Here is a 13,778-nt window from a genome sequence, read left to right on the forward strand (position 1 = left end):
GGTCATGGACTGGGCGCCGTCCGAGCTGCTGCGCCTACTCCCAGTTGCCCCGGCGGCGCTGCTGGCCATGCAGGACCAGGACAGCGGTGCGCTGCAGCCGCCGATACGCGCCGAGCTTTTCGGCCCACAGCGCTTCGCCCAGCATGGCCGAAGCCTCGGCGACACCCATCAAGCCACCCGGGGCGGCGCTGGCGCCGCGAGCTTCTTTCCACGCCTGCGCAGCAATATCAGCGTGCTGCGCCAGGCCCGTCACTACATCGGCGCGCAGGCCGCCAGCGGCTACGACATCAGCCCGGCGGCCGAGTGGCTGCTCGACAACTTCCATCTGATCGAGGCTCAGATCAAGGAAATCCATGAGGGCCTGCCCAGCCGCTACTTTCGCGCGCTGCCGCTGCTTATCGCCGAGCCGCTGGCTGGACTGCCGCGCATCTATGGTGTGGCCTGGGCCTTTGTCGCTCACACCGATAGCGCCTTCGACGCCGAGCTGCTGCAGGCCTTCTTGAACGCCTATCAGGAGACGCGCGAGCTGACCCTGGGCGAGACCTGGGCGCTGCCGACCACCCTGCGTGTGGTACTGATTGAGAACCTGCGCCGCCTGGCCGAGCGCGTCGCGACGCAAAAGGCCGCGCGCGAACTCGCCAACCTGTTCTGCGACCGGCTCGACGGCTGCAGCCTGCACGGCCTGGACCAGCTGCATCGTTCGATGCAGCGTCGTGGCGTCGGCCCGGTCTTTCTAGCCCAGCTGGCGCTGCGTCTGCAGGACCGCAGCACGGTGGACCAAGGCCATGTGCAGGGCTGGCTGCTCGACTGGCTGCACCGCGCCCTGCCCGACCCCGCCGCGCTGCAGGCCCAGCTCAGCGCCGACCAGACCGCAGACAACCTCAGCGTCAGCAACGCCGTCAACTCGCTGCGCGCGATTGCCGCCGCCGACTGGCCCGAGCTGATCGCCCACACAAGCAGCCTGATGCGCCTGATGTTGGGCGCGCCAGTGTTTGCCGCCGAACACAGCCAGACACGCGACCAGAGCCTGCACCGCATCGAGCGCCTGGCCAAGCGCAGCGGCCGCAGCGAGCTGTCGGTAGCCAAGACCCTGCTCGACCTGATGCAACTGGCGCCGGACGGGTCGACCAGCGCGCCGGCAGCGGCCGGCTACTGGCTGCAAGGCGCCGGGCGGCCGACCTTGCTGCGCGCACTGGGCCTGCGCGAGCCCGGCCTGCTGGCCTGGCGCACCGGTGTGCGCCGGCTGCGCCTGCCGCTGTATCTGGGTACGCTGGCGCTTGGCACGGCGGCCCTCGTCGGCGCGCTGCTACCCAGGTCTGTAGCCGAGCCCGGATGGCTGCTCTGGCTAGGTCTGGTGCTGATGCTGATCCCAGCGTCCGAGGCCGTGGTCGCACTGCTCAACCGCATGGTCAGCGAATCGCTGCGGCCCCAGCACCTTCCGCGTCTAGCGCTAACCGAGGGCATCCCGGCCGAGCATCGCGTGATGGTTGTGATCCCTGCCCTGCTGGGCGATCTGGGCAGTATCCGCGCGCTGGCGCAGCGCTTGCAGCTACACCATCTGGCCAACCCGGAAGCCCACACCCAGTTCGCGCTGCTGAGTGATTGGGCAGACGCCGAGCAGCAGCAGCTCGACGGCGATGACGATCTGCTGACCGAGGCCGCACAGCAGTTGCGCGCGCTGAACCTGCGCCATCCGGGGGCGCCGGGCGCGCCACCACGTTTTCTGCTGTTGCACCGCCAGCGTCGATTCAGCGCCAGTGAGCAGCGCTGGATAGGGTGGGAGCGCAAGCGCGGCAAGCTCGAACAGCTGGTCGAGGCGCTGGCCACCGGCGACGCCGCCGCCTTCATGCCGCTGGGCGAACTCACGCAGATCGCCGCGGACACGCGCTACATCATCACGCTCGACACCGACACCGGCATGCCGCCTGGGCGCCTACGCGAGCTGGTCGGCGTTGCGGCCCACCCGCACAACCAGCCGCGGCTGGACGCCAACGGCCAGCGCCTGCTGGGCGGGTACGGCATCCTCCAGCCCCGAGTCGTAACCCCGCTGCCAGCAGAGCGCGACATGACGCCCTACCACTGGCTGTTCGCCGGCCGAAGCGGCATCGACCCCTACAGCGCAGCCAGCTCCGAGGTCTATCAGGACCTGTTCCACGAGGGCACGTTTACCGGCAAGGGCCTGCTCCATGTACGCGCCGTGCACGCCCTGCTAGCCGGGCGTCTGCCCGAGGGCCAGGTCTTGAGCCATGACTTGCTCGAAGGTTCGCTGGCGCGCTGTGCGGCGGTCAGCGACATCACGCTCATCGAAGAGGCACCTTTCCACGCCGATGTCGCGGCCTCACGCGTGCACCGCTGGACCCGCGGCGACTGGCAGTTGCTGCCGCTGCTTCTGAAGCCGGGTCGATACCGGCTGCGGGCAATCAACCGCTGGAAGATGTTCGACAATTTGCGCCGCTCTTTGGTGGCGCCAGCCGCACTGGCGCTGCTGCTGCTTTCGCTGGCCGGCCTCGTACTGTCGCCGGCTGCCGCACTGACTCTGGTGCTGGCGGCCTTCACTGCCGGGCCGTTGCTGGGAGCGCTGGCCGGCCTAGCGCCCAGCCGTGACGACCTGGCGCTGGGTCACTTCTACCGCCAGGCGATGCTGGAACTCGTGCGCGCGCTGGCCGGCGGTCTCTGGCATCTGAGCCAGCTCGCGCAGCAGGCGCTGCTGGCGCTGGACGCGATCACGCGCTCGCTCTACCGCACGTTGATCAGCCGGCGCAAGCTGCTGCAATGGACCACCGCTGCCGCCGCCCAGGCCGCCGCCAAGACCGGCTTGCTGGAGAGCCTGCGCCAGCACTGGCGAGCGCCGCTGCTGAGCCTGCTGCTGTTGGGAGTGCTGCTGGCCAGCGGCCGCACGCCCTATCCAGCGCTGACCCTCGCGCTCGCCCTGCTGTGGCTGAGCGCGCCGCTGCTCAGCTGGTGGGTAAGCCGGCCACGGCGCCGTGCCGCCACGCGCCCGGCCGCCGAGCAGGCCTATCTAGGCGGCGTCGCTCGCGACACCTGGCGCTTCTTCGAGCGCTGCGTCAGCCCGGAGGACCTACACCTGCCGCCCGACAATTTGCAGACCCTGCCACATGAGATGCTGGCCCATCGCAGCTCGCCGACCAATTTCGGGCTCTACTTGCTGAGCGTCGTCTGCGCGCGCCAGTTCGGCTGGATCGGCACCGAGGAGCTGCTCAAGCGGCTCGAAGCCACCCTGGCCAGCATGGCCGGCCTGCAGCGCTACCGCGGCCATTTCCTGAACTGGTATGACACACAGACCCGGGCGCCGCTGCTGCCGATGTATGTATCTAGCGTCGACAGCGGCAACCTTTGCGGCCATCTGCTGGCGGTTGCCCAGGCCTGCCTGGAGCTCGCCCAGACCCCCTATGACGAGGGACCCGCCCGCCGCGCGCTCGCCGCCTCGCGGCAGCGGCTGCGCGCCATGCTGCCGGCGGATTCGGCACTTCTGGCCGAGACCTGCAAGGCGGACAGCTTCGCCCAGCTGATACAGGCGGAAAACGCCGCGGAGCCGCTGGCGTGGCTGCTTGCCGACCACCTGGCAACGCTGCGCTCAATGGAGCTGGACCGCCAGGCGATGCTGCTTTGCGGCGAGGACAGCGGCCACAGCGCCCGGCTGCGGCTGCGCGCGTTGGCGCGCGACTGCGAAGTGCTGGCCTGGGCGGCCGACTTCAAGTTTCTCTACAGCGACAAACGCCAGCTCTTTCATATCGGCTTTCGCGTCGCCGAACAACAACTCGACGAGGGCTTCTTCGACCTGCTGGCCTCGGAGTCGCGCCTGACCAGCCTGCTGGCGATCGCCAAGGGCGATGTGCCGGTGCGCCACTGGAGCGCACTGGGCCGGCCCTTCTACGCCCAGGGCACGGCGGCGGGCCTGCGCTCGTGGTCGGGCTCGATGTTCGAGTACCTGATGCCGGGCCTGGTGCTGGACGAGCCGCAGGGTAGCGCGCTGCGCGAGGCCTGCGAGGCCGCGGTGCGCGAGCAGATCGATTTTGGCGAGCAGCACGGCACGCCCTGGGGGGTGTCGGAGTCGGCCTATGCCGGCAGCGACCACACGCTGGCCTACCAGTACGCGCCGCAGGGCGTGCCGCGGCTGGCGCTGCGCCGCACCCCGCCGGACGAGCTGGTGATCGCGCCGTATGCGACGGCCATGGCAGCCCCGCTGGCGCCCCAGCGCGCGCTGCAGAACCTGCAGCGGCTGGAGTCGCTGGGCGCGCGCGGCCGCTACGGCTTCATTGAGGCGTTGGACTTCACGCCCTCGCGCCGCACCGGCGCCGCTGCCTTCATGCCTGTCAGCACCTTTATGTCGCACCATCAGGGCATGAGCATCGTCGCGCTGGCCAATCTGCTGCTGGGCGGCGTCGCACAGCGCTGGGGCATGGCAGATGCCCATTTGCAGGCGGTGGCCTCGTTGCTGCACGAAAGCGCGCCGCGCGAGGTCTCGCGGCTGGCCGCGCCGGAACCGGGCCCGCCGCCGCAGGCCGCCACCGAGCGCAGCGCCGGTCTGCTGCGCGAGGTGGTGCCGGGTATGGCGGCGATCGCACCGACGCATTTGCTGTCGAACGGGCGCTACAGCGTCTCGCTGCGCGCCAACGGCGCCGGCAGCAGCCACTGGGGCCGCCAGGGCATCAGCCGCTGGCGCGACGATGCGCTGCGCGATGCCTATGGCAGCTTCTTCTATGTGCGCCGCCGCCCCGGCGCCGCGCCAGTCTCGCTGAGCCAGCACCCGGCACCTGACCCGGCCGCTCAGTACCAGGCGCTGTTCCATGCCGACCGGGTCAGCCTGTTGGCCGACTGGCCCGATCTGCAAAGCCAGATCACGGCCTGGGTCAGCCCCGAGGACGACATCGAGTTTCGCCAGGTCGAGCTGCGCAATACCGGCGACAAGGTGCTGGAGATCGAGCTGATCTCTGGCTTCGAACCGAGCCTGGCCGAGGCGCGCGCCGACGAGGCGCATCCGGCTTTCGGTAATCTGTTTGTGCGCGCCGAATGGCGGCCGGCGCAGCAAGCGCTGTGCTTTGAGCGCAAACCGCGCCTAGCCACCGAGCGCGGCCTTCATGCCGCGCATTTCTTGACCCATACCGAGCATGCGCTGCTGGGCATCAGTGGACAAACGGACCGAGCGCTGTGGCTGGGCCGCAACCGCGCGGTCAACCGGCCGCTAGCCCAGCTGCGGCCGCTGCCGGCCAGCGGCGATACGCTGGCGTTGGAGACGGGACTGGACCCGGTCTGCGTTTTGGGCGTGAGCCTGCGCATCGCGCCTCATGCCAAGGCGGTGCTGACCTTCGCGACTGCCGCCAGCGACGACGCAGGTGTCCTGCATGCGGTGATCGACAAATACCACCAGCAAAGCCATGTGCAACGCGCCTCGCTGATGTCGGCCACCTTGGCCGGAATACGGCTGCGGGCGCTGCGCATCAGCCCCGAGCATTTCGCTGCGGTGCAAAGCCTGAGCACCGCGCTGCTGCTGAGCCTTACCCGGCCGCTGGCCCTACCCGGTGTGTGTGATCGCCGCCTTTTGTGGCGCTTCGGCATCTCGGGCGACCGGCCGCTGATCCTGGTGACGGCAGGCGTGATGGCCGGCGTGGGCCTGCTGCGCACCCTGGCCCAGGCGCTGCGGCTGTGGGCCTGGGGCGGCCTGGCCTGTGATTTGGTAGTCGTCAATGCCGAGCCGGTGTCCTACCAGATGGCTTTACAGCGTGAAATCGCCGCGCTGCGCGAACGCCATGGCAGCGAGGGCAGCCATGCCCATGTGAGCACCAGCGCCAGCACCGGCTTTCATCAGCTGCGCGCCGAAGAGCTCTCCGCCGACGAGCTCAGCACCCTGCAGCAGCTGGCCCGCGTGCGCCTGCACGCCGATGGGCGGCCGCTGCTTCACCATCTACAGGCCTGGAGCGCCCAGCATGAGCAGGCGCTGGCGGCCCGCCAGGAGACCTCGGGCTCGGCCCTGGAAGTAGCCAGCGGCGGCCCTGCGCAACCAGCGCGAGGCAGCTTCGCCAACGGCGGCGAAGAGTTCCGCTTCGAGGTCGATGCCGCAGTGCGCGCACCGCGGCCCTGGATCAATGTGCTGGCCAACCCCGAGTTCGGTTACCAGCTCTCCGAGGGCGGAGGCGGCCACAGCTGGGCGCGCAACAGCCGCATGAACCAGCTCACCGCCTGGTCCAACGATCCGCTGGCCGACCCACCGTCCGAGTGGTTCTTGTTGCAGGACCTGCGCAGCCTGGAGGTCTGGAGCACAGCACCCGGCGCCTGGGGCGACCAGGGCGTGGCCTACCGCGTCGCCCATGGCCAGGGATACACCCGCATCAGCCACCGGCGCGGCGATCTGGAGGTGCGAGCGGTCTGGTGTGTCGATCCTAAGCTGGCCGTCAAACAGCTGCACCTGAGCATCACCAACCGCGGCGCCCAGCGCCAGCAGCTGCGCCTGATCGGCATCGCCGAATGGATGATGGGCGCACAACGCAGCGACCGAGGCACTGTGCACACCGCACTGCACAGCCAGCGCCTGCCCGACGGCCCGGACGGCGCCTGCAAGCTCAGCGCGCTGCTGGCCACCCAGCCCGAGCGCTCCGGCGGCCTGGGCGAGGGCACGGCCTTTCTGGCCATCGCCGGCCCGGCCGATACACGACTCGATTGGAGCTGCGACCGGCGCGAGTGCTTCGATGCGCGCGGCCGGCTGGTCCTGCCCGATCACTTCGGCCAGCGAAGCGGCGCCGGCCTCGACCCCTGCGCGGCACTGGCCGTCACACTGAACCTTCCGGCCGGCCAGACTGAGGAGCGGACCTGGCTGCTAGGCTGGGCCGAGAATCCGGACGCCGCACGCCAGCTGGCGGCTGTGGCGGCGGCTGTGCCGCCCCAACAGCGCCTGGACACGCAGCGGCGCGACTGGGACGCGCTGCTGAGCGCCAGCAGCGTGAAGACCCCAGATCCGCTGTTCGATGCCCTGGTCAATCGCTGGCTGCTCTACCAGGCCGTCTCTTGCCGGCTGTGGGCCAAAGCGGGCTTCTACCAGGCGGGCGGCGCCACCGGATTTCGCGACCAGTTGCAGGACTCGATGGCGCTGGCCTGGGCCGCACCGCACCTGCTGCGCGAGCAGATACTGGCCTGCGCAGCGCGCCAGTATCCCGAGGGCGATGTGCAGCACTGGTGGCATGCCCCCGGCGGCGCCGGCGTTCGCACGCATTTCTCCGATGACCTGTTGTGGCTGCCACATGCGTGCGTCCACTATCTGCGCACCAGCGGCGATGCCGCCCTGCTGGAGCAGCGCCTGCCCTTCCTGGAGGGGGCGGCCATCCCCGAGGGCGCCGAGGACGCCTACTACACCCCGACCATCAGCAGCCACAAGAGCTCGGTCTACGAGCATGCGGCCCTGACGCTGGATCGTAGCCTGCGGGTAGGCGTGCACGGCCTGCCGCTGATGGGCACGGGTGACTGGAACGACGGCATGAACCGGGTCGGCCATCAGGGGCGCGGCGAATCGGTCTGGCTGGCCTGGTTTGCCTGCCGCATCGTCAGCGACTTCGCGCCGCTGGCGCGCGAGCGCGGCGACAACGAGCGCGCCGAGCGCTGGGAGCGCGCCGCCGCCGGCTGGCGCGCCGCGCTGGCAGGCCCGGCGTGGGACGGCCAGTGGTACAAGCGCGCCTTCTTCGACGACGGCCAGCCGCTCGGCTCGGCAGCCAACAGCGAGGCCCGCATCGATCTGATCGCCCAGGCCTGGGCCGTGCTGTCCGGCGTCGAGGGCGGGCCGGGCCGCGCGCAGCAAGCCATGGCCTCGGCCCACAGCCTGCTGGTCGACGCCCAGGCCGGGCTGATCCGGCTGCTGGACCCGCCGCTAATCCATGCTGAGCCCAGCGCCGGCTATATTCAGGCCTATCCGCCCGGCGTGCGCGAGAACGGCGGCCAGTACTCGCACGCAGGTATTTGGGCGCTGATGGCCCAGGCCCGGCTGAACCGGCCCTCCGACCTGCCCTACCAGTACTTCTGCCACTTGAGCCCGGCCCACCGGGCCGCCCATCCGCTGCAGGGCCCAGTCTACGGCCTGGAGCCCTATGTGATGGCAGGCGACATCTACACACAGCCGCCTTACATCGGGCGCGGTGGCTGGAGCTGGTACACCGGGGCAGCGGCCTGGCTGCACCGCGCGGCGCTGGAAGCTATCTTCGGGCTGAAGCAGGAGGCCGAAAGCCTGAGCTTCGCGCCCTGCCTGCCGGCGCACTGGCCCGAGGCGGAGTTGACGTTGCGCCGCAATGGACAGCAGATGCGCTTCATCCTGATGCGCGCCACGCCGCAGCAGGCGCGGGCTGCAGCGGCCTCGGCAGGTGCCACCCTCATTGAAGAGGGCCAGGTCTTGCGTTGGCAAGACCTGGCCCTCGAAACCTGCTTCGTCCTGCCGCTGACGACTACCGAGGCTTGATCGCGCCCGCCTCGTCCGACAGCAGGATCTCGACGCGGCGGTTCAGCTGGCGGCCGTCGGCGCTGTCATTGCTGGCAACCGGATAAGCCTCTCCATAGCCCTGCGATCGGATGCGCTCGCGGCCAACGCCCTGATCGACCAAGGCCATGCGCACCGCGTCGGCGCGTCGCCCGGATAGGCCCTGGTTGGCGCTGTCGCTGCCGACGCTGTCTGTATAGCCCTCCACCATCGCGGTGCGCTGCGGATACTGCTTCAGGAAGCCGACCAGCTTCTCGACATTGCGCATGCCGCCGGGCTTGAGCTCGGCGCGGTTGGTGTCGAACAGCACGTCGCCTATCGTGATGACCAGGCCGCGCTCGGTCTGCAGCGCGTTCATCTCTTTGAGCTGGGCCTCCAGCTGCGCATTGACGGCGCGGGCATCCCTGGTCTGCTGCTGGGCCATCGCTGCCTGGCGCTGGGCGGCATCGGCCTGCTGCATCGCCGCGTTGGCGTTGCGCTGGGCGCTGTCGGCCTCGCTGGTGCGCGCGGCCAGACGGGAGCGGTCGCGCTCGGCCGTAGCCAGGCCCAAGGCCTGCTCGGCCACCTTCTGACTGGCGGTCTCCTGCGCGATCGCGATACGCTGCTTGGCCAGGTAGGACCAATGATCCACCTCGCTGGGCTTGTCCTTGCGGGTCCATGCGTCGCTTGCCTTGTGCAGTGCGTCGCTGGCCTGGCGCATCTCGACGCCGGCCAGCTCGTTGATCTGCGGGGCCTGCTGCGCCGCACGGTAGTCTCGGCGCGCTTCCTCAAGTCGGGCATTGTCGGCCGGCAGACTGCTGCAGCCCATCAGCACGCTCAGGGCCGCGAGGCTAAGCAGGGACAGGGTGTGATGGCGGGGAGTTTTCATGACGGGGTCCTCGGGGTCGTTGGTGCAGGCAGCACGGCAGGTGTCTTGCGGCCCATTTCTTCGCGCAACACCCGGTTGCTTTCCAGCAGCTCATCAGCGGTCTTGCGGGCCTTGGCGGCGCGACTCTTGGCCTCGGCAAGGCGGGCGTCAAGCTCGGACTGCTGGGCCATCTGAAGCGCCTGCTCGTGATCTTTGGCGGCCAGCGCGGCCTGGGCGCGCTCCAGCTTGGCGCGTGCCATGCGCAACTCCGCCGGGGCCAGCTCGGCAGCCCCGGCACCGTCGGCGCGGGTCAGTGCGGCGCCAGACAGCGCCAGTTCGGCGCTGGGAGCAGGCGTGCTGGCGCAGGCCGCCAGTGCCAATAGCGCCAGCGCGCCGGGTACGGCCCTGAGGCCAAGTGAGCGTTTCATCGCAATTCCTTTCGGTGAAGGCGGCGCGCCGGCAGCGGGGCCGGGCGTCTGTGAACGATCAGGCTGGGCGCTTTCGCAAGCAGGGTCCGTGCGTTGACGCACATAGCGCGCAGTCGCGGTGCTGTCCTACAGCAGCCCGGCCTCCCGGCCTGGTTGGCGACGGCGAAAAGCCGTCAATCGGGGACCCCGGCGTAGCGGCCATGGCTTAGAGTGCAAGCGCGGCACTGCGGTGCCGCCGATCAGTAGCGATCTACCGGAGGCGATCATGACGATGAAGCCCGTCCATCCCGCCCGGCGCCAGCTCTTGCGCCGGCTGGCCCTGTTCGCGCCCTCGCTGGCCCTGCCTTCGCTCCCCCAGGCCAGCACGGCACCGACGCTCAAACCCATCCCATCCACTGGCGAGACCGTCCCGGTGCTGGGCCTGGGCAGCTGGATCACATTCAACGTCGGTGATGATGCGCAGGCACGTGCCGGCTGCACGGCGGTAATGCGCGCCTTTTTCGCGGCCGGCGGGCGGCTGATCGATTCCTCTCCGATGTACGGCTCCTCGCAGCCGGTGATCGGCCAGGGGTTGGTGGCGCTGGGCCCGGCCGCCGCCTCGGTGTTTGCAGCCGACAAGGTCTGGATCGGCGCCGGCGCGCGCGGGCCGGCCCAGATCGAGGCCTCGCGCCGGCATTGGGGCGTGCCCCGCTTCGACCTGCTGCAGGTGCACAACCTGCTGGCCTGGGAAGCCCATTTGCCTCAGTTGCAGACCCTGAAGGCGAGCGGGCTGCTGCGCTATGTGGGCATCAGCACCTCAGAGGGCCGGCGCCATGCCGAGCTGGAGCGCATCATGCGCAGCCAGCCACTGGATTTCATTCAACTCAGCTACAACCCGCTGGACCGCGAGGCCGAGGCGCGGCTGCTGCCACTGGCCCAGGAGCGTGGCATCGCGGTGATCGCCAACCGGCCGTTCCGCCAGGGCGAGCTGCTGCAGGCCCTGGCGGCTGAACGCCTGCCCGCTTGGGCCGGCGCCGAGCTGGGCTGCAGCAGCTGGGCCGCGCTGGTGCTCAAGTTCATCGTCTCGCATCCGGCCATCACCTGCGCGATTCCGGCCACCAGCCAGGTCGAGCACCTGCGCCAGAACATGGCCGCCGCCAACGGACCTATGCCCGATGCGGCTCAGCGCCGGCGCATCGCCGAGTTGATCGCGGCGCTCTGAGCATGGCCGAGTGGTGGGCCGTATGGTCGAGCTATCAGCTGTCGGATTTGCTGATGTTCTCCCCGGCCGCCTATGCCCGTCTGTTCGAGCGCTATAACGCCGACGTTTGGCCCTGGCAGCTGCCGATGCTGGCTGCCGGGCTTGCCTTGATGTGGAACCCGCCCGCCAGGCCGGCACCTTGGCCCTGGCTCGTGTTGGCTGCCGCCTGGGCCTGGGTAGCCTTGGCCTTGCACTGGCAGCGCTATGCCCAGATCAACTGGGCAGCGAGCTGGTTTGCCGCCGCTTTTGCGCTGCAGGCCCTGCTGCTGGTGCTCGCCGCACAGCGGTCCACCGCGCCATCGTCACGGGCCTGGCCGGGCCTGACACTGCTGGCCTGGGCCCTGTTCGGTCACCCGCTGCTGGCGCTGGCCTGCGGACGCAGTTGGCGGGGCATCGAGCTGTTCGGCATCGCTGCAGACCCCACGGTGCTGGCCAGCTTGGGCCTGCTGCTCTTACGCCCCGGCGTCTGGTGGCTGTGGCCGATCCCGCTGCTGTGGTGCGCGATCAGCGGCGCAACGCTATGGACCTTGAAAGCACCCGAGGCTCTGGTGCTGCCGGCTGCGGCGCTACTGAGCCTTGCCTTACGGCTGAGGCTCGGCCGGGTCTAGGCGCCGAGCGTCCCGCTGACCCGCCCAAGCGTCGCCCGCGCGCCGGCCAGCGCCTGAAGCCGCTCGCGCAGATAGTCGGCCAGCCGCACATGCTGGGCCAGCACCACGTTGAAGCGCAGATGCGGGTCGGGCACGGCGTCGGCGCGGAAGGTGGCGCCGCGCGCCAGCAGGATCTTGTTGCGGTAGGCGTCCTGCACCAGCAGATCGACGTCCACGCCCTCCGGCACCCGACCCCACAGGAACAGCCCGCCCTCGCCGGGCTGGGGGTCGAAGGCGATGCCAGCGGCCACGAGTTGGCGCGACGTGCTGTTGCGCGCCGCAATCAACTGGCGCTGCAGGCGCTCCAAATGCTTGCGCCAGCGCCCGGCCGCCAGCAGCTCCAGCAGCACATATTCGTTGAGCGCAGGCGTCGTCAGCACCGTGTAGATCTTCTCGCGCAGCAAGGCCTTCAGCAGCGCCGGTTCGGCCGCCAGATAGCCTAGACGCAGAGCCGGGCTCAGCGCCTTGCAAAAGCTCGAGTAGTAGATCACCCGGTCCAGCCCCGACAGTGCCGCCAGCCGGGTCGGGTTGCCGGGGTGGAAGTGGCCCTGCACATCGTCTTCGGCGATCAACAGGCCGTGGGCTTCGGCCAGCATCAGCACCTTGTGCAGATTGGCCGGGCTGCTGCCCCAGCCGGTCGGGTTGTGCAACACGGCCTGAATGAATAGCATGCGCGGCCGATGCGTGCGGCAGGCGGTCTCCAGCTCGTCCAGATCAAGCCCGTCGGGAAGGCGCGTGATCGGCACGACATGCAGCCCGGCCTCGCGCAACCGGCCAAACATCAGAAAGTAGCCGGGGTTCTCGACCAGCACCGTATCGCCCGGCTGCAGGAAGGCCCGACAGATCAGATCGATGGCCTGGGTACCGCCATAGGTGGTCATCACGCGCCCGGCATCGACCGCCAGCCCCTGGCCGCGCAGCAGCATCGCGATGCGCTCGCGCAGCTCGGGCAGGCCTTGCGGCGGGCAGCGGGTGGCCATGCCGGCGGTACTGCGCGCCAGCGCCCGCTGCACCGTCACCGCCGGCACGGCATCCGCCAGCCAGGAGGCCGGCAGTGCCCCGCTGCTGGCCAGCAACACGCCGGCGCGCTGGTCGCCGGCCTGCTGGGCCAGCCAGACCGGCTCCTGCTCCTCGCCGGCCTCCAGCGCGGCCGGGTCGGGCAGCTGCCCTCGCGGCTCGCAGACGAAAAAGCCAGCCGTGCCGCGCGAGTCGATGCTGGCCGATGCGACCAGCCGGTCATAGGCGCTGATCACGGTCTGCGGGCTGACGGCCAGCTGCTGGGCCAGTTGGCGGATCGACGGCAGGCGCGCACCGGAAGGCAGCTGGCCGGCTGCAATCAGCGCTCGCAGCCGCGCCTCGACCTGGTCGGCCAGGGGCATTGTGGAGTTGCGGTCGATCGAGAACATACCGGCCAGTTTAGGGGCTGCGCAGCAGGGACAGGGCCAGCAGCAAGAGGGTCGCTGCCATCAGCAGATTGAAGGCGCGGCGCTGGCGCGGCTCGGCCAGAAAGCGCCGGATCGCAACGCCGAACAGCGCCCACATCGAGTTACAGGGGAAGCCGATGGCCCAGCCGATCAGCCCCACCAGCAGCGCGCCCTGCACCGCTCCCAGGCCCACCGGCATGAAGACCGAGGCCAGCGTGATGGCCTTGATCCAGCTCTTCGGGTTCAGCGCCTGGAACAGCACCGCCTGAGCGAAGCTCAGCGGTTCGGCCGGCCGACCCTGGGCCGCCGAGACGCCGCTGAGCTGCCAGGCCAGATAGACCAGGTAGAGCACGCCGGTGACGCGCAGTACGGCGTGAGCCTGCGGGTAGGCCATGAACAGACTGCCCAGCCCGAGGCAGCACAGCAAGGTCTGGACGAACACGCCGACATTGATGCCCAGGATGGGTGCCAGGCTGCGGCGATAGCCGAAGTTCGCACCCAGCGCGGTCAGCATTACATTGTTGGGGCCTGGTGTGCTGGACATCACCAGGCAGTAAGTCATCAGGGGCAGCAGATCGGTCATGGCCAAACACTCCAAAGCGGGTGCTTGATCCTAGGAGCGACACCCCGGGCCACCTAGACACAGCCGCACCGTACGACCCTGATGCTGTACCGCTCTGCCGAGCGGTACAGGCGAGGTCAGAGCAGGTGAAGGCGGT

7 protein-coding genes are annotated in these 13,778 nt (G+C 69.6%); 3 read left to right on the forward strand and 4 right to left on the reverse strand.

All coding sequences use genetic code 11. The features are described 5' to 3' along the window. The first annotated feature begins 4 nt into the window (after positions 1–4). Positions 5–8,455: a GH36-type glycosyl hydrolase domain-containing protein gene (locus tag OOZ63_RS15660; RefSeq protein ID WP_266006481.1), complete on the forward strand. Its 8,451-nt coding sequence runs from the start codon at positions 5–7 to the stop codon at positions 8,453–8,455. Here OOZ63_RS15660 and OOZ63_RS15665 read toward each other — a convergent pair. Next, a complete protein-coding gene (locus OOZ63_RS15665; RefSeq protein ID WP_266006482.1) occupies positions 8,442–9,341 on the reverse strand; it encodes an OmpA family protein in 900 nt (299 codons plus the stop codon). The two genes, OOZ63_RS15660 and OOZ63_RS15665, sit on opposite strands and share 14 nt — an antisense overlap. Continuing rightward, positions 9,338–9,748 (reverse strand): DUF4398 domain-containing protein, encoded by a 411-nt coding sequence (locus tag OOZ63_RS15670; RefSeq protein WP_266006483.1) that lies wholly within the window; start codon positions 9,746–9,748, stop codon positions 9,338–9,340. The genes OOZ63_RS15665 and OOZ63_RS15670 overlap by 4 nt, the downstream gene beginning before the upstream one ends. A gap of 265 nt (positions 9,749–10,013) precedes the next feature. On the opposite strand from OOZ63_RS15670, the gene OOZ63_RS15675 reads away from it, so the two are divergent. Continuing rightward, a complete protein-coding gene (locus tag OOZ63_RS15675; protein WP_323055755.1) occupies positions 10,014–10,949 on the forward strand; it encodes an aldo/keto reductase in 936 nt (311 codons plus the stop codon). A 2-nt stretch (positions 10,950–10,951) separates the two neighbouring features. Then, positions 10,952–11,596 carry a DUF6064 family protein gene (locus OOZ63_RS15680; protein ID WP_266006484.1) on the forward strand — a complete coding sequence of 215 codons (645 nt, stop codon included), beginning with the start codon at positions 10,952–10,954 and terminating at the stop codon, positions 11,594–11,596. Here OOZ63_RS15680 and OOZ63_RS15685 read toward each other — a convergent pair. Together OOZ63_RS15685 and OOZ63_RS15690 are read right to left on the reverse strand one after the other, a co-directional pair. Beyond that, positions 11,593–13,041: a PLP-dependent aminotransferase family protein gene (locus OOZ63_RS15685; RefSeq protein WP_266006485.1), complete on the reverse strand. Its 1,449-nt coding sequence runs from the start codon at positions 13,039–13,041 to the stop codon at positions 11,593–11,595. The two genes, OOZ63_RS15680 and OOZ63_RS15685, sit on opposite strands and share 4 nt — an antisense overlap. Before the next feature lie 10 nt (positions 13,042–13,051). Next, positions 13,052–13,642, reverse strand: a complete 591-nt coding sequence (locus OOZ63_RS15690) for a LysE family translocator (RefSeq protein ID WP_266006486.1) — start codon at positions 13,640–13,642, stop codon at positions 13,052–13,054. Positions 13,643–13,778: the final 136 nt, after the last annotated feature.

Origin of the sequence: Paucibacter sp. PLA-PC-4 (assembly GCF_026241155.1) — a bacterium.
GTDB lineage: Bacteria > Pseudomonadota > Gammaproteobacteria > Burkholderiales > Burkholderiaceae_C > Roseateles_E.